An 18,843-nucleotide genomic window follows, 5' to 3' on the forward strand; every position below is an offset into this window, starting at 1 on the left:
TTCACCCACAAAGACTTATAGCTGGCAATTGGTAAATCTACTGCGCTAGGTGTTTCTACGTGTCATCGTTACGTATCAGTATCGGATTGCGGGAAGGGCTGATCTGATCATTTGCGCAATTATGCCTCCGTTCGATCTGTGAATGCCGCGGCGTACTACCAAATCGAGATGCTTTTTTTGATCGGTCATCTTTACTACGCACGCTCGGCGCCCTCCGGCATTCCTTGCTTCCGCATCCGCGCCTCCACCATTTTTCATCCTGCAAGCGCGGCGTCGACCGACAGCAGCCACCACGGCAAGAAGGGCGTGCACCACCATGCCACGACCTTCCAATCCCACGCCCGTCGCGCTGCAATGGCCTTCGTTGCGACGCACATCGCTGATCGTCAGCGAGACCGCCGAGGCCTAGGAGTAGAAGGCGCCGAACGCCTAACGGGTTGATCGCCGACCGTTCAGGCGGCGGTCGGCGTGTTTGGGCGCGATCAGCGCGCTGCGAAGGTCGTTGGCGACGTCACGCTCGGCACGGGCGGTCGCGATCCCGTGGCGAAATATCTGAGAACAGGGCTGCGGAGCCGCTTTGCCGTCTTGTACCGAGCGTTGCCTCCCATCTGCCGCAGCATCGAAAGCGGTTCCTGCGCGGAGAAGCACAGGAGATGCGCGCGCAAAGAATTGCAGCAGCGTCTCCCGGTGGAAGGTTGCCTTCTGGATCGGCGCGCCAGCCGCGTCGAGGCCGACAACGTGAAAGACCGTTTCGCCAATATGATGCCGAACACGGCTGCGTCTCTGGGCTTGTCTCGTATCGCCATTCCTTTCTCCCCCTTCACTGCGATTTTGCTTCGGAAGACAGGGCGGGTCATCCCGTTAAGTAAAGCGCCTGGTCGGCTTCGGGAGATCGTCTACCGGGTTCAGGGCCGGTTCCGGGTGACCCCTAGCACGGCCGACATCTCGGACAGTGCTGGCGCCGAGGCCATTCTGGATGCCATCCGCAAGCGCTGGGCGTGGGTGAAAACACATCTTCGCCGATGGCGCCTACGATCGCCTCAAGCTTACGGACAAGGCCAATTACATGGACTTCGTTATCGAGGTCATCCCCCGCAGTGCGGCCTAGCTACCAGAATTCACGACGGATCGCCCCACTACCCGACAGCGCAAAGAAATTCTAAGGTGATCGTCCGCGCAGTAGATTAGCCACGATAGGCGGGGCCAGTGTTCGGCCAGCCTGCGGAATGCCCTTCGGCAAATCGGGTTTAAGGCGGGGACAGCATTGTGCCAAGTTGGAGGATGGAAGAGCTAGCTTCGGCGCCATTGCCCTATATGACCGGTCAATCCGTCAACAAGCAGCTCACCACAAACTGCAACGCCCTTACTGAAGCAACATTCGATATCAACGACTCGACCTGGGTGACTTTCTACTTTGAGAACAGCGTTCCGTTATGGCTGGTTTTACTGTCGATCGCGACCCAGCAAGTTACGCTGGGCCAATCGATCACGGCGTGCGGGATCATCCTCACGAAGGGACTGCAAGTGACGCTCAACCCGATGGGCGGCACCTATACCGTGCTGCTGTCTGGCGAGATTATCGACAACGGGACAACATACCAGTGCAGCGGCACGCTACTCGGCAGCTTTTCCCGCGGTGCCGCCATGAAGCAAGCGGTCAAATCCATTCGAGAAGGGAGAATCCAATATGGGCCATGTTACGCTTCGAAGAACGTAAAGCGATCGGGATTAATCCAATTTGATACATGATTTTGGACTCACCGTCATCTGTTGACTCTCACAGAATCAAACTGATATCGTTCTCCCATCATCAAGAGTCGGGCTATGTAAAATGACATCTTGAGGCTTTATTTTGTTTCAGCAAGGGGGGGGTATTTTATGTCAGAGGCAATTACCATTTTTGCTGCTCCGGCGAAAACAACGACGCCGACCAGTCCCAATACTGACGTGGTTGCTACCCCGTCTGGTGACACAAATAATACGACCCAGCTGACATTCGAATATCAGGGGCGCATCCCGGTCTGGACTCCCGCGGTTTCGCAGGCGCAGCAGCAGGTCGTTCTTGGTGCCGACATCACGATCGGCTCGACGACGTGGAAGGCTGGTATCACGGTCCAATATGCCGCGCTGGGGGCAACCCAGTATACGGTGACGATCACCTCTGGTCAGATCGTGGACGATCGCGGGGTTTATTCGCTGGCGGGCCTTACGTTAGGGATCTTCCCGATCGCGAAGCCCTCCGCCGCGGGCAGCGAGCCGCCTGCCGAAATTTCTGGCGGCGACGTTCAGACGTTCCAGGCGCTGTCGACCATTAACACCCCGACCAGCCCTAACAGCAATGTTGTCACGACGCCAAGCGGCGACATGAACAATACCACGTATGTGTCTTTTCAATATCAGGGGCGCATCCCGGTGTGGAACCCGGTGGTGTCTCAGGCCCAAAATATTGCCGTGCTGGCTGCCGATATCACGATCGGCTCGACGACGTGGAAAGCGGGCATCACGGTTCAATATGCCGCGCTGGGTGCCACGCAATATACGGTCACCATCATCGTCGGACAGATTATCGACGATCGAGGATTGTATAATTTGAACGGGACGTTGCTCGGCATCTTCCCAATCGGGTGAGCGGACATGAACGCGCCCGCACCAGAATTCGAGCAAGTCGGGAAGAGTTCGGTTTATGAAACCAGGGTAGCCGGTTCGGTCGGTTGGGCCGGCTACCTCCTGGCAAGTGGAACCTTACCTGCAAGTATCCCCTTTCAGAGCTCGCTTACGACCTATAACGGGCATTATCTTTTCTGCGCGGCACGGCCAGCAGGCCTCGATGCCGATCCGGCGGGGTTCGCAGAGAAGGCTTTGCGCTACATCTCCGGGGCCACGCGCAATCGCGCGGTCGTGTGGCTGGCCTCGCCCAGTGATCCTGGGATGTTTGGCGATTTCAAGCAATACGGCCTGCCGTTCCTGTTCATCGCCAACGTCTATCAGGCGACGGACGATCTGAACCTGTGGTTCGGCACCAATGCCAGCTTCTACATCCTGGCGCAGACGCGCCTGATGATCAGCAATGGGGCGCTGCAAGTGTACGCTTCCGCGTCCGCCGTGCCGCCGTTTATCGGTTTCCGGGACAAGGGTTTCAAGACGCTCGGCATTCAGCTTAGCGCCGGCGCCGACAATCGGATCAGCGCTTTCGTTCCGTTTACGGGGGCCAATACGGGGTGTGCTACCTTTAGCGGCGTATTGGATACGAATTTGGCGTTCGTTGCACAGGGGCTGGGGCAGGGTTTTCGCTACGTCGTCAACAACCAGACGAGCAGCAGCGTCGAGACCATCGATTACCAGGCGTTCGCGGTGTCGCAACTGCCGCCCAGCCTGCCGGTGGCCGGCAGCTTCGACCCGTCCGACCCGGCGAACCGCGTGATCACGGCGGCCTCGCTGGAGCAGGGGTATCTGCGGTCTGGAATGGCGCTGAAGGGCGCGCCGGGGCTGGTCAGCCAGTATCGCACAACCGGTGGACTGCCGGTGGTGCTGACGCCGCTCGGCTCGGACGACGCCGATATTGCCCCGGCGCTGGGCGCAGGTGGCTTTGCCTGGGCGACGGGTGCCATGCGGACGGCCCTGACCGGTACCGCTGCTGTCTATCTCGGTTTGACCGGTAAGTACGGGCTGGGCGTCGACAAGATTGTCGCGGGCACGCCGCAGCGCCTGATGGGTGGCGTGTTCGGATCGGAATCGCTGAGCTTCATCACCTATGACCATGCGCTACCGTCCGCACGGAATGATCTGCTGCATACGATCCCAGCGCGCCCGGGCTATGCACCGGTTTTTCCGTTCGAAACGGCGGATTTGAACATGCCGGACAGCGGTGCCGTGTCACCGCGGCTGACGCATGATTACCAGACGGGCTGGTCGACACTGGTCGCGGGGGCGGGGAGCATCGCGTATTCCGCCGAACCCGAAGGTAGCGCGCTGTACGCGGCGCTGCCAAGCGATCCCGCGCCCAATGCCGACGATGTTGCGGTGCTCGGATCGGCGCCGCCCGCCATGCCGCTGGCGCAAGGAGCGGACAGAACCTTTCCGCTTGTGCCATATGGCGGGGCGGCGGGCGTGGATGGCAGGACGCTGGTGCAGTTCGAGAGTCAGATCATCGCTGCCACGCGCAAGACGCTGATCTCTAGCTATGGTGCCGATACCTGGGCGGCACGCGCGCAGGCGACGCGCACTTTTGCCAGCGCGGGGCCCAGGGCGATGGAGACGCCCCCGATCGATGGGACGACGCCGCAAGGTTTCATCGTCCAGCGCGACCCGGCGACCGGCGCCTATCTGAAGGTGACGATGGCGCAGTCATTGATCCCGCCGCTCCCGCCCTCGCCACCGCCACCGTCACCGCAGACGGGCGAGGCGAGCGTGCTGCCGTTCGAGCTGGTTCATCCGACCGTGGCGATGCAGGACGCGCTCCAGACCAACCAATTGTTCATGGTGGCGGTCAACCCCGAACCTTTAACCGACCCTGCGGTGAGCGCGACCTTCAGCAACACCGTCAGGATGGCGGACTGGACGATGACCGCGAACGTCGGCGCGGGCGCGTCCGCTACGGCGTATAAGAACGTCCTCATCATGAAATTCTGCTCCGGGTCGCTGCTGGAGCGCGTGACCAATCCCAACCGCTGGACGGCCGCGGAGACGTTCTCGATCCTGCCCGGAACCCCGCCTGAAACCCGTGCGCTGTCTTATACCGGCCTGTCGCAATGGCTGCAGGACTATATCGCCGCCGCAATTGCCAAGTCGACCGGCCCGTCGGGCGCATTTTACCAGAACTTTGCGCAGATCGCGGCCGATCCTGATTGGACCGGCGTCATCGTGCTCGCCGCCGACCTCAGCGCGCAGGATTTGCCGAAGGAGATTGCCGGGCTGGCTGCGGGGATCGATTTCACGCGGTTCGCGGCGCATCATTTCGGCTTCACCGTCAGCCGCGTCGAGGTCGATAAGGCCAGTTCGCAAATCTCCATGGCGAAAGGCAATTCCAGCCTGTTCGGCCTGATCGATTATGAGGACCCGCTCTACGCGGCGAACATCGCGGCGGGTGTGGGGCCAAGTGTGCCCGTGCCGGTGTCGATGCAGGGCGATTTCGATTTCACCGTGCTGCAGCTCCAATCGCTGTTCGAGCATGCCAAGCTGGTCCGGTTCCAGAGCCATATACAGCTTTCGATCAAGGCGCTGTTCGCAGCGCCGGTCACCAAGCTCTTCAATGCCGGTCAGGGACAGCCCTTCCCTGGAATCGTGCTGGGCGGCAGCTATGTCGAACAGAATGGCCGAGCGTCCTATGTGTTCGAGCAGAACGATCCCAACGTCCTGATCAGCCCGTCGAACGTGCTGCCAGCCGTTGCCTTCAACCGGGTGCAGTTCAACACGCTGGGCACGCGCGACAATGGCGCGACTGTGGCCAGCAGCTTCCTGGTGTGGGGCGCATTCGATTTCACGGCGCTTACCAATACCATGGGCGATACGCTGGATCTGCTGTCGTTTGGAAGCCCTGCCGGGACGCCCCCGTCGGCGCTGGGCAAGGGACTGGCTTTCTCCGGTCTGATGATCGGCATGAGTTATCCGGCAACGACGCCGAGTGCCAAGCGCTTCGCGGTCGATACCGGCAATTTGGCCTGGGACCTCAACGCGTCGGCACCCCGCGATGAAAGCCTGTTCCGCGGCTTTGCGCTACAACTCAAGAGCTTCGTCAACGCGACGGGCGACCAGAAGCCCGGCGATTTCGGCTTCCTGCCGGTGACCTCGCAACTGAACCTTGCCGAGCTGGGCGGCCCGTGGTTCGGCGCGGTGTATGATATCACGCTCGGCGGGCCGGGCGCGCTGGCGTCGGGCATGGGCTTCCAGTCGCAATTGCTGGCGGCGTGGTCGCCGGCCACCACGGGCACCGACAGCGAACGTTCGCTGTTCATCGGGATGAGCCTACCCGGTGCGGCCCCGGGGGCGAGCATGTTCAGCCTTCAGGGCGTGCTCAAGGTGGCGGTTGGGTCGGTCTCGATCCTTCGCCAGCCGGTCGCGAAGGCCCCGGGTCGAACACTGATCGCGGGCGAGCAGGATTTCTTCTATTGCTTGCGGATCGACGATATCGGGATCAAGATCTTCGGCATCGTCAAGCTGCCGCCGTCGGCCAATATCCAGTTCTTCCTGTTCGGCGACCCCAATAGCAGCGGCAGCCTGGGCTGGTATGCCGCGTATGTCGCCGACGACAATCCCGGCTGCAGCCAATCGCTGGCATTCGCCCCGGTCGCCGAGACGCACGCGGAGGAGCCGGCATGACCAGGGTCCTTATCTGGAACATCCAGCAATTCTCGGTGAACAAGATTTTCTCGGCCTCGACCGCGGTAAGCCCCGGGCATGGCGGATTGCAGGATCAGGTGGCCGCGCAACAACGCAGGAGCGTGATCAATTATGTGTTGAACGCGACCCAGCCCGACATCATTGTGATCGTCGAGGTAAGTTCCGGCGAGAACATCGCGGGCGATCTGGCGACGCCGACGGGTGGGCTTGAGGCGATCGCGCACCTCCAATACCGCTTCAATCAGTTTGCCGGCACTCCCGGCGGGTGGAACGCCGTTCCTCCGCTGTATATCGGCACCGGGGGCAGGGCGGAGACGATCGGAATCCTGTATCGCCGCACGAACGATGCCGGCACGATCTCTCGCTATTTTACGGGTCCCAATATCTGGACCGGTGGTACTGCTGGTGCTTCGGTGCGGCCGGGCATGGGGGCACCGCTGGCGGCACCCTATACCGGAATACCGCTGCCGATCGGCACCGTGAATATCAACGGCATGCTTGTCCCGCACGGCTTCGGCGGCGCGCGCCAGATTCCGGCGGCGGCGCTGCACAATGCCGGGGTTGCCGAAAACCTGGTTGCCGCGCGGGTCAACTTCGATGACGGGACAGGCAACGGCACCGACGTCGATTTCGCGGGGTTACGCCAGCCATATATGGCGACCTTTACCGAGGCAAATACCGTGGGCGGCGCAATCCAGCGCGACCTGACGCTGTTTGCCATTCACTCCCCGCCGAACAACAACACCGCAGCAGTCTATATCAACGTGTTGGCGGCGCTGCCTGACGTCGTCGGCCCGCTCGGGGCAAACGAGACCCGGATCATCGGTGGCGATTTCAACATCAATTTGCTGGCGGGGGACGGATCGCCGTCGGGTGCGTACAATCCGCTGACCAATGCGCCCAATGCTTACAGCGTGCTGCTCAATCCCACCGCCGCGGGGGCACCCGCCAATCTAGACCAATATCGCGGCTATTTCTCCACCCATATTCGCGGGAAGCACAATGATGCTGCATCGCTTTTCCTATGGTCGGATGGAATCTTCAATCCCAGCTACTACCCAGGTTACGGGTATGTTGGATCGGATTTTACAGCGACGCCGGTCTATTCGATCGACAATGTTCTGGTCTGGCCGTTGGGTGGTCACAATTACGAGACGACGGTAATGAACCTGGTTACCGGCACCCCGCTCAATGCGGTTGGTGTGGTTGCCGACAACCCGCCGCAGGGCACGATCGTGATGCCACCGATCCTTGGCAATCCGCCGATCGGCTGGCCCTTCGCCCCGGTCTCGGCAAATTATCCCGGCATCGCCATGGCGCGCATGATGACCGGCTGGAACAATTACGGACGGCTACGCAACACCAGCGATCACTTCGGAATCTACGTGACCGTTTAGGCGCAGGGAGAGAGGCATCACATGAGCGCCATCGACAATCTGCGCGCCGCGGTTTTGGCTGCCGCTGGGGACAAGGCGTTCGCGCTTGATGCAGCATTCCTGACGGCCGGCCTAGCCGATCCAGCGGTGCGCGTTCCAGCCGAATACGATAGCTGGGTTAGCGCGGCATTCTTCCTGACGGAAGCGGCGGATTTCACCGTCACGGTCGCCAAGAGCGATGTCGGTGCGGTGTCCGGCGCGGCGTTCACGGTGACGAACGCGACCATTCCGTTCGTTGGCGTCACGGTGCCGCTGGCCGCGCAGGCAACCCTGGTCTTTACCGTGGATGGCGACGCGCTGGTAGTGCAGGTGGAAACTACCCCGGCCGGGTGGAAATGGACCGACTCCTTTCAATTCATGAACGGTTTTCCGTTCAACCAGTTTCCGACGCTGAAGGGCGTCACCTTCGTATTCTCGACCAAGAGCGGCACCTATCCCATTGGCGACACCAGGGGCCGCGCCGTCGTTGGCGGGGCGGTGCAGAATTTCGACGCGACGGTGCCGCTTCCCGCAATCGTCGCGCCGTTCCTGCCGCTGTTCGACGGGCTCCACGCGCCGGCCGGGGACTTGCTGCTCAGCGGGCCGCTCAACATGGCGGCGTTCAATGGCGAGAGCGTGCTGTTCCCGCCCGGTCGCTTGTCGGCGGCGATCCAGAACGGCAGCTTCAATCTCACCTATCTCACGGTCGAGGACCCAAGCGTCACGATCACGATCCCCGCGCCGGACAAATCGGTGGTGGTGGATGGCGCGCTGATCCTCGCTGATCCCCTGGCCGATCCCGACGCGGGTGACCAAGCCCCGACGCTGGCGATTTCGTCGCGCTTCGACGTTGGCAATGCCGGGCGCTACACGCTCGATGTGGCGGTCACGCCGGGTGCCACGACGAGCTACACAATCGGACTGTCGGTCGCGGAAGACGGCACGCCGATCACGCCGGCAGCCATTATCAATCTGATGGGCGGCAACGGCGGTTACCTTGCCGCCACGCCCGATACGGTGCAGCAATTCCTTACCTTTGTCGGGCTCAATGGTTTTTCGATCTCCGGCGAAATGGGCGCATCGTACAAGGTTACCTCGCTTTCGGTCGACATCGGCAGCTCGAAGAACACGCGCTGGACGATTCTGCCCGATCCGACCGGAGCGCTTGATTTCACGATCAACAGCTTTTCGCTCAACTGGGCGATGGCCTATCCGTTCGATCCGCCCGCGCGACAGCAATTATATGATTTCTCGACGACGTTCACGCTGGCCACCAGCGTGTTCAAGGGGCCGGGCGGGGTGGGGGACGGCCTCTTCCAGGTCAAGTTCAACTCGCAGCGGCAATTCTACGCGAACTTCACGGGGACCGCGAAACTCAGCGACTTCCTGGCGACCCTGTCGGGCGGGGCGGTGGTGCTCGATCAGGCAAGCATCGGGGATTTCGAGCTTGGCGATATCGCGCTGGCAATCGACTATGGCGCGCAGAGCTTCAGTTTCAGTTCGGGTTTCAGCCTCGATCTCAATCTGTTGCAGGTAAATGGCGAACCGATCCTGGCCGTTCGCGACGGCACCGTCCGCGTGGCCGCGAAGGCGCCGACCCAGACCAAGAGCGGTGCTAACGCGACCACCTTCCTGCAATCCGCCGGGCCACAGGCGATCGCACTCGCCGCGCAGGCCGGGTCCGGAACGCAGTGGCAGGCCGGGATCGGCGGGTTCCTTAAGGTCGGGCCGTTAGAGGCCGCCGTCAGCGTCGCGTATGACGGGTTCGTCACGCCCAAGCGCTGGCAGCTCGGCGCATCGCTGTCCCGCCCGCTGCCGCTGTCGGATCTGATCAACCAATATTTCAGCCCCGGTTCCAGCTACGGCTTCCCGTCCTTCATCCCGGGCAATCTTGTCATCACCGCTTTCTCGATCGACGCGGTGATCCCGGCGGAGACGGGGGCGCTGAAGACCAGCTACGATATCGCCACAGCCTTCAGCTGGACCTTTGCCTTCGGCGATCAGACGGTCGGGATCGACCCTGCGAAACTGGGGCTGAGCTATGACGGCAACAAGCCGGTCAATCAGCAGTTTTCAGGGTATGCGCAGGGCACGTGGATCTATTCAGCTATCAATCTCCGGCTGACCATGGGCTATCAGTTCATGCCCACCGCATTGGGCACGAACAATATTCTGTTCGTTGAATGGCAAGGCTTCCGGGCGGAGTGGCAAAGCGGCAAGGAACTGGTGACGTTCAGCCTGAAGGGTTGGAGCATCGGCACGCTGATCCAAGCATTGGTCCGCACGCTCGGCAATCCGTATTTCACGCTCGATTCACCGTGGACCCTGCTCAACCAGATTTCGCTCGATGCGCTGCGCGTCAATGTCTCGCTCAAGGAGGGCGAAAGCTTCAGCCAGCGGCTTTCGGCAAGCTATCAATTGTCGAGTCCGATCAATCTGGGGTTCATCAGCATCACCGCATTGACGTTCCGTCGTGACACCGACGGCAAGGTCACGCTGGCGATTGAAGGGGCGAGCCCGCTCGCCGCGACCGACCCGGCGTTCAAGAATCTCCTGGATCCTGCCAAGGGCCAGGACGTCCAGAACTTGCCGACCGTCCCCGGCCGGGGCGAGCAATGGTTCAAGCTGTTCCTGCTGGTGCTGGGTCAGCGGATTGGAATCACCGGTTACGACAGTTTCAAAAACACCAAGGAAGTGATCTGCGCGCTCCAGAACGTACCCAGCACAACCGGCAAGACCAACCCGGTCGATCCCAATGCGAATAAGGGCGGCGCAAAGGGGCAGCCATATTACAACCAGTCGAACAATTGGATCATCGCGGGCCATATGGGCCTGATGAAAGTCGGCAATACCTGGTCGATCGATGCGATGCTCGTATTCAACGATCCCAATCTCTACGGGCTGCGGCTCGCCCTCGCAGGCGAGAAGATGGGCGGGCTGGCCAACCTCGTTATCGATATTCTCTACAAGAAGATCACGGACGACATCGGCGTCTATCAGATCGAATTCACATTCCCCGATATCATCCGGAACCTCAATTTCGGTGCAGTATCGATCACGCTGCCGCAATTGGGCGTCAAGGTCTACACTAATGGCGACTTCTTCATCGACATCGGTTTTCCCTATAATCTCGATTTCCGGCGTTCTTTCTCGATTTCGGTGATCGTTTATGGCGTGCCGGTGCTGGGATCGGGAGGGGTCTATTTCGGCAAGCTGTCCAATGCGACATCTACGAAAATTCCGAAAACCAATCTCGGCACCTTCGACCCGGTGATCGAGTTCGGCCTCGGGCTGCAACTCGGCCTCGGCTATAATTTTGAGAAAGGCCCGCTCAAGGCCGGTTTTGCGCTGACGGTGTTCGGCATCATCGAGGGGGTGATCGCGCCATGGCACCCGTACGATTCCTCGGGCACCGATCTGGTGCGCGCGTCGAGCGGCGGCGCGCTGCAGAGCGACTATTATTTCAAGGTTTCGGGCACGGTCGGCATCATCGGGTTGCTCTATGGCAGCGTCGATTTCGCGATCATTTCCGCGTCGATCAACGTGCGGATCGTCCTGTCCCTGCAGATCACCTACGAATGCTATCGTGAGATTCCGGTGATTGCGTCGGCCAGCGTAACCGTGAGTCTGAAGGTCAAGATCGACCTGGGCCTGTTTTCGATCTCGATCAGCCTGTCCTTCTCGACGAGCGTGTCGGCGACCTTCATCCTCGGCTCGTACCAGACCGCGCCATGGGAAGTGGGCAGCGACGGGATGCGCGAGGCGCTGGCCGCGCCGCAACCCTTCCTGCGCGGTCCCGATGCTGCCGCCCGGCTCGCCCGCACCCTGCGGCCCAAGCCCAAGCGGCTTGCCCCCGCCTCGATGCAGCGGGGGGCGTTCGCGACCGACGCCAGCACCGCCCCCATGCTCAACCTGCTGGCCGGCGCGCAATATACCGTGCTGGCACCCGAGGGCGCGACCGACCCGGCGCAGAATGAAGGTGCGTTCGTCTTCTTGCTGGCGATGGATGCGCCCGATCCCGCGGCGGGCGCGGGGGCGGGGAACACGTCGTTCGACACGCTTTGCCGCCTCTATTTCCCGTGGATCATCGATGCGCTCGGTAACCCCCATATCGACACTGTCGATCTGGCTGAGACGCTTGCGACATCGGTCACGCTTGCGGAACTCGAAGCCTATATCACCCGGCTCGCTGATACCGCCAATCCGGTGCTGACGATCGGCGCTCTGCTGCGTTTCCTCCATGACGGCTTCACGCTCAACATTCAGGATCCCGCTTTCGCCGATGCGAGCGGCCTGAAGGCGGCTTTGGAAAAGGGTTCGGTCCTGTTTCCAGTGTTCGACGGACTGTCGCTCACCCCCCCCGATGCCCAGCCCGTCCAGAATTCGTTGCCGATCGACTTCCAGACCTACGCAACGGCGACGCCGGGCTATGCGGCCGCGATCAGCGCGCTCTTCGCGCAGGTGGCCGCGCAGATCGATGCGCAGAACCGCCAGCAACCGGTGGCGGCGACGCTCGACGCACAGGCGGAATCGATGGCCGCGCTGGTGTTCGTCGACAGCTTCACGCTGATCGCGCGGCAATTGCTCCAGGCGGGCGCCGACGCGCTCAAGAGCTATGCCTATCCGCTGACCAGCAGCAGTTCGATCGAGACGATCCTGACCGAACTCAACGGTGTGGCCGGCAACGCGCTGACGATCGCGGACGTCGCATTGCCCAACGTCAATCATCCGCTTGGTGCGAAGGTGTCGCTCAGCATCGACGGCCTGTCGTTCGTCACGCAGACCGGCGACACGCTGCAGAGCGTCGCCACGCGTTACTCGGACACGGCAACGCCAGCACGCTGGACAACCACTCCGGGCCAGATAATCGTCGCCAACCGCACCCGGCACATGCTGCAGGGCGGCGTCCGGCTGACGCTGACCAATGCCGCTGGGCAGCCGCAGAATGTCGTCACGCGCCAAGGCGACAGTTTCGACGACATCGCGCTGCAATTGGGGCCGATCACGATCGAGGCGCTGGCAGGGCAGAACGTGCTCTACGCCACGCCCGGACTGCTGACGCCGACCCTGCCGCTGACGATCCCGCCGATCGCCTATACCACCAGCACGGGCGACAATGGCGCATCGACCGACACGCTCGCCAGCGTGGCCCAGCTTTTCCAGACGACCACCGCTGCGATCGCCGACGCCAATGCCGGGGTTGCCGGCCTGTTCGCACCCGATGCCGAGGGCGGACTGTTGACCGTGGCCAATCTTCAGGCGCTGTCGGTCGGCGCGCTATGGAATGCGATCGCGGCGACGGGGCAAGTCGGCCAGACCGCCGGGATGGTCTCGCGCTTCCTCGTCTACGGTCTGCGGCTGCCATCCGGCAATGGGCTGAGTCTGTCGAACGCCTTCCGTTATCCCGGCGGTCAGTCAGCCTATGGCGTCTATCAACTAACCGGGCAGCAATTCCCGGTGCCCGCCTCGGCGACTGACTATGACCTCACCGTGGTGCGCGCGGCGATGAGCCACGACGTGTCTCTCGACTTCATCCAGTTCAACGGCAAGTCTTCGGACAAAACAGAACTCACGATGGAGGTGAAGTTGACGGCGGCCTATGCGGCCCTGAAAGTCTTGACCGACTGGGCAAAAATACCCGGCAACTTCGTGCCGAGCCCAGGCTTCACGGCGCTGCCGCTCGCCGAGCGACAGGCCAAGGCATTCACCGCTGCCGGCTTCGCGCGCTGGTCGAGCGGTTCGGTGCCGCATCTGACGCTGCTCACCGATCGCTCGGGCGTGTCCACGCTCGCGGATGGTGCTGTCGCCGCACAAATCCAACCGACGCTATGGGCGCTGCCGCCCGCACAGATGAATCTGGTGGCAGCGCGCGAGCAATCGATCCAGGCCGTGCTCCCCAACACGCGGGACACCTACAAAGTGTTGCCGCGGTTCCAGCCGCAAGTCGGCACCACAAACCCGGCAACGGGGCAGACCAGCTTCGCTTCGCTCGCGAATTGGGCGTGGTGCACGCGCATCGACATCGAGATCAAACGGCTGCCCGATGCGCAATTGCTCGCCCAGCAAACCGGCGCGGGTGAATTGCCGAGCGGTGCGGCCTCGGCCCCCTCCTTGCCGTTCATTTACGAACTGGTCGGCCCCAATTCGGCCGATGGCGTCCGGCTCGAGCGGATCCTCACCGCGATGAACGATCTTGGCGAAGACATGGCCTCAGGCGTGTTCCTGCTCTATAATCAGGCGGGGCCGGGCGAGCCGATGCTGGTGACGCCGGCGGACGACGCCTTCCTCGCTTTCATCACCCAGACCAACCTTTCGACAGAGACCAACCCGCCCATGCGCAGCGCGCGGGGGCTGTCGGCCGAAGGCGCGCCACCCCGCGGCATAGCCAACACGCCAAGCGAGTTCATCCGCTTGCTGTGGGAATTGAGCACGGTCCGCAGCGGGGGCTATTACCTGTATTATGAGGACATCGCGGCGGGCGCCGGGCTGCCCGCAGCGGTGTTCGATTCCTCGGGCTCGGGAACGATCACGGTGGTGGTGACCTTTGCTGCCGCGGGCGCTGCGTCGTTCGGCGAGACGTTGCCCAATTTCGTCACGTCGTTCGTTACCACCGATGCGATCGACCCGCAGAGTGACGCGCTCCAGACGCTGTCGCTGGCATCGGTCGGCCTGACCGCCCCGGTTGCAGCAGCGGATTCGCTCGCGAGCTTGTCGGCGATCTATGGGCCGGGACCAGGGCAGATCGCGGAGGCCAATGGCGACACCGCCCTCGCGACCGGCGCGCTGATCCCGATCACCGGCGCGGTGCGGCAACTGACCAACACCGATCTGGTGCGGAATGGCGGCGTGGTCGATGCGGCGGCGACGCTCGACAAGCTGGCGGCTCTGTTCGCGGCAGGGGCGGTGTCGGTGGGAGGCAATCCCCCGATCACCGGGCAGGCCATCGCGGCTCACAATCCCGGCGTCACGGTGGCGCTTGGAGCGGTGTTCTATATCCCCCCGGTCACCTACAAAGTCGCGCCAGCCGCCGCACCGGGCGCAAGCTTCAACAGTATGGCAGCCTATTATGGCTTGAGCATCGACCTGCTGGCACGCAGCGCGACCGATGCGCCGGGCATCTTTCCGGCGGCGCCGATCAACATCGACCCGCAACTGTTCGACCTGCGCGATCTCTTGCCGCCACAGAACCTCGGCGTGGCCCTGGACCGGGTCAATTACGGCGTGCCGCCCGACAAGCCGACCGATCCCGATTTTGCGCGCGATACGATGTACCAGCTTTACACGTCGCTGGCGGCGGGGTTGGCCCAGAACGTCTTCTACAAGCCAAGCCCGCTTGGACTGCCCTTTGGTCCGCAGGATCATGGCGACGATGCGGGCGAGGCGTTCCACAGCCATGTCCGCGCGGCAAATGCGCGCGGCGACCGGCTCAATGCGACGGCCGAGGCCGAGCTGGAGTATCGCCAGTCGCTGGGCGTCAGCAACGCGTTCGCGCAGGTCAATGCCGCGCCAGTTCCAAGCGACCCCAAGCTGCCGAGCAAGGATGCCAATCCCTATCTCGGCGTGGGCACCACCGCACAGGTTGCGCTGCAATGGCGGGACATTTTCGGCAACACGATCGTCACGCCGTTCGAAGCGCCGTCGCCGACCTATGCTGGCGCGCTCAACGGCTCGGCGGTCCCGACGCTGTATCGCGATCAGCTCATTGGGCTGGGCGGCTGGATCAATACCAACGCCAGCTATACCTACGACGCGGCCAATAGCGCGCTTGCGTTGCGGTTCGCGCTCAACGCCCTAGCGTATCAGGGGCCCACCGGCCAGGCGCAAGCCGAGCGGGATCTCCAGCTTTACACCCGCATCTATTACCAGCTGCATCAGGATTATTCGCAGGTCGCGGTGCCGGTGCCCGGCGTCAGCGGAAACGCGGTGACGATGTATGTCAGCAATTCGCTGATGGCGACGGCTGAGACGAAGCTCGACGCGGAAGCAGAAACAATCCGCGGCTATGTGCGCGCGTGCGTGCTCTATCTGGGCGCGATTGCCGCCGGCCAGCCGGGAACTGTTCCGGCGGCGACCGTGTCCATTCCGGTCGACGTGACCAGGATCGCAGCGGGTAATATCATCGAGATGGACGTCGCGTTGCGGCTGTCGCGCAATCCGTTGCTGGTCGAGCCATCGGTCGCCGCGCTGCGCGACGGACTCAGCGTGTCGGGTGCGATTCTGCCGCACGCCGATAGCGACGCCAATGTCGCCTACACCGCGTTCAGCGTGCAGCTGGAGAAGATGTTCCAGACCGCGGACTGGTACCTCAAGGTCGGCGAGGGTCTCTCGCGCCAGGGCGAGGATGCAGCGGGCGGGACGCAGCAACTTTGGGCGGTGCGTTTCGGCAAGACAGCGGGCAAGGGTATCTATTTCGAACTCGGCACCCAGCCGAGCTATTATGCGCCCAAGCCAGTCGCCAAGGCGCTGCAAAGCGGCGCGGTGACGATCACCGGCTACGATACCGGGGATAGCCAGAACCTCAATCTGGACGGCGTCGATCTGAACCAGTGGTTCCAGGCGACGCTGGACTCAATCGACAAGTTCTTGTCCGCGACCTACGCGCCGCACGCGTTCATTCTCGACAAGCTCGACACCGTCGCCGATCCGCTCAAGGACGGGTTGCTGGGGGAGGTGCTCGCCACCAAGGAGACGCTGGCGAACGCGATCAGCGGCACCGCGCTGCCGATCCTGTCGACCAGCGCAGCCGACGATTCGACGCAGGCTGCGGCGGCGGAAAAGCTGCGCCAGCAATTGCTCAATCAGCTCGGGGCCGCCTATCGCGGTGGTGCCGCCGTCGTTTTCGGCCTAACCAATGTCAGCGGGGCTTCCGGGGCCGACCCCGCCGGCCCGCCCAACCTCTATGGCCAGCCGATGGGGGCGGTCGAAGGGCAACCCAACAACCAAAACTTCACGCTGACCCCGACGCGTATTCCGCTTGGGCCGGTGAAGCTGGAGAACGAGATTCTCGATCCGCGATTGGCGTTCGTGTTCATCTCGAAGAACGTCGATGACCAGGCCTTTGTCCCGCTGACGCTCGACGTGCAGATCAGTCACCTCGAATTCGATCGCGCCAGCGTGCCCGGGATCGAAGGCTATGTGGAATCGCGCTGGCTAGCCTTCGTCAACGGGCCGTTCCCATATACTTTGGGCAATGGCGTTTCTACCATTCCGGTGGTCAACCGCAATTTGCCGACTCCGCCCACGGTAGCGAGCCAGACCGCACGGCAAGTGACCGGCACTGTGCCCCCGCCCGATGCGGCGACGCTCAACAAATGGGGCTATGCGTTCCAATATCTGTACCAGCAGGCCGCGTCCGACGCGGTGTCCTACACGATCGAATATAGTGGTTCGGGCGATGCGGTCGCGAACGGTACAGACGATGCGGTGAGCCTCGATCTGTTCGCGGCGCTCGCCCAATTCACGCTCAATTACGACGCGATCTTACGCGACATGAACCTGTTCCTCGTCAAGATCGACGGGGAAGAGCCCGATCCCCTTACCTATTACGGCGCAAAGAAGGCGGTCACCGCCTTTGCGACCCAGACCAAGGCCATCGCCACCGCCTATGCCGCCAGCCTGAAGGTCAAAGCGGCAGCGGTGACCGCTGACCCGGCGCGCGTGATCGTCAAGTTCCTGTCGACGCTCGACGCGGATGCGGACGGCCGTGCCCGCACCAATATCGTCAATGTCACGATCAACGGCATGGACGCGACCTGGGATGCGGGCGGCGGCACGATCTCGGGCGGCGGAATCACGCTGCCGGCGCCGGTGATCGAGATCGAGCCGGACACTTATACCGCGCAGCCCGTTCCGCCGCTTGAGCTGCCGCCGGGCGTGACGCTCGCGTATCTGTATTCACATGAGGTCGAAGGCGCGATCGTCTATCTTCCCGACGAGGAAGCGCTGGGCATTGCCGGTCGAACGGTTTCCATGGCGCCGCTCGACGTGCTGGCGTTGCAAAGCGGCTGGGCGTCGGTGTTCGTCAGACGCAACCTCGCGCTGTTCCCGATCGGCGACTTCGGCACGGTGCGCACCAACGAAGCCTTCCTGTTCCAGACCCCCGAAGTGCGTTTCGCCAATCCGATCGTGCCGCGGCTGATTTATGAGAGCTTTGCGCTCGACGCGATGGCGGGGGCACCGGCTGACCTGGAGGCGCAATTGTCCCTGTTCTTTAGGCAACTCTACAGCGGCGATGCCAAGACTGCCGCCGATGTCTCGATGCAAGGGCTCTACAGTTACGCGCTGGTCGCGGATCATCCAGGGATCCCGCGCGTCCGCTTGCCGATCAATCTGCTCACGCCATCGCCCTCGGTTGTGGATCCGACAGTGCAACCGCCTTTCGTCGCGCCGTTTGCGAAGGTGATTGCCGATTGGCGCGCGACCAACCAGCCAACCACCGACGGCGCGGCGCGAGTGGAGATCGAGCTGAAGGTGTTTGGCGCGATCGGCGAGGCCAAGCAGCCGCTGATCCAGATCGGCCAGGTTACGTCCCGGGTGTAGCGGGTGCGCCTCCGTCGACCGGCACGCGCAGGCTGGCCGCCTCACGCCCCCGGCAGATCAGGACCATCAAGTTTCGGTTAGATGCGTTTCGCCGCGGCGCTGGCGGACTATGGCGATCGCGTCCCACTACGTGGTGGCGCTTCTTCGCCGCGGGCATGAGGATCTTCCTGCTTTGGGCGGATTGACCATGCAGCCATTGCTGGCAGCGCGACGATTGGATCATCGCTCAACTGCGCAACCTTTCCAGTGTGATGTAGCGGGCGCGCTGGACCGACGCGTGTGGATAATTATTGGTCAAGCGGATCGAAGTCCGGTTTTGATTTTCTTCTTGTCGTTAGAGTTCAGCGAATGATCTTCGATTGTGTTATTAAACAATGATATACGATGGTCAATTATCAAATATCTAATTGAATGTGTCATGCATTCAATCGATGCATAACTTCATTCCGTATTACCACGTTTAACCAGACGGTCGGGCAATACATGGTCTAATGCCACATATATAAACGGGAGTTAAACCGAATGTGGCGTGCGCGTGCGGGGCTAGTGGTGA

Annotated in this window: 6 protein-coding genes and 1 pseudogene; all 7 read left to right on the forward strand. The window is 62.1% G+C overall.

Going from position 1 to position 18,843, the window contains the following annotated elements:
- Positions 1-168: 168 nt before the first annotated feature.
- Entirely contained in the window at positions 169-441 is a 273-nt protein-coding gene (locus ABIC65_RS00855) for a hypothetical protein (protein ID WP_354306320.1), read from the forward strand.
- 426 nt (positions 442-867) lie between these two features.
- Positions 868-1,096 (forward strand): annotated as a pseudogene (locus tag ABIC65_RS00860) (transposase); the annotation flags it as partial.
- A gap of 185 nt (positions 1,097-1,281) precedes the next feature.
- Positions 1,282-1,749 carry a hypothetical protein gene (locus tag ABIC65_RS00865; RefSeq protein ID WP_354306321.1) on the forward strand — a complete coding sequence of 156 codons (468 nt, stop codon included), beginning with the start codon at positions 1,282-1,284 and terminating at the stop codon, positions 1,747-1,749.
- A 129-nt stretch (positions 1,750-1,878) separates the two neighbouring features.
- The gene (locus tag ABIC65_RS00870) at positions 1,879-2,628 is read left to right on the forward strand and encodes a hypothetical protein (protein ID WP_354306322.1); all 750 of its coding nucleotides are present in this window, start codon (positions 1,879-1,881) and stop codon (positions 2,626-2,628) included.
- A gap of 6 nt (positions 2,629-2,634) precedes the next feature.
- Positions 2,635-6,315, forward strand: coding sequence for a hypothetical protein (locus tag ABIC65_RS00875; RefSeq protein WP_354306323.1), 3,681 nt, complete (start codon positions 2,635-2,637; stop codon positions 6,313-6,315).
- Positions 6,312-7,733 carry a hypothetical protein gene (locus ABIC65_RS00880; protein WP_354306324.1) on the forward strand — a complete coding sequence of 474 codons (1,422 nt, stop codon included), beginning with the start codon at positions 6,312-6,314 and terminating at the stop codon, positions 7,731-7,733. The genes ABIC65_RS00875 and ABIC65_RS00880 overlap by 4 nt, the downstream gene beginning before the upstream one ends.
- A gap of 21 nt (positions 7,734-7,754) precedes the next feature.
- Positions 7,755-18,290 (forward strand): hypothetical protein, encoded by a 10,536-nt coding sequence (locus ABIC65_RS00885; RefSeq protein ID WP_354306325.1) that lies wholly within the window; start codon positions 7,755-7,757, stop codon positions 18,288-18,290.
- Positions 18,291-18,843: the final 553 nt, after the last annotated feature.

It is taken from the genome of Sphingomonas trueperi (assembly GCF_040545665.1).
GTDB lineage: Bacteria > Pseudomonadota > Alphaproteobacteria > Sphingomonadales > Sphingomonadaceae > Sphingomonas > Sphingomonas trueperi_B.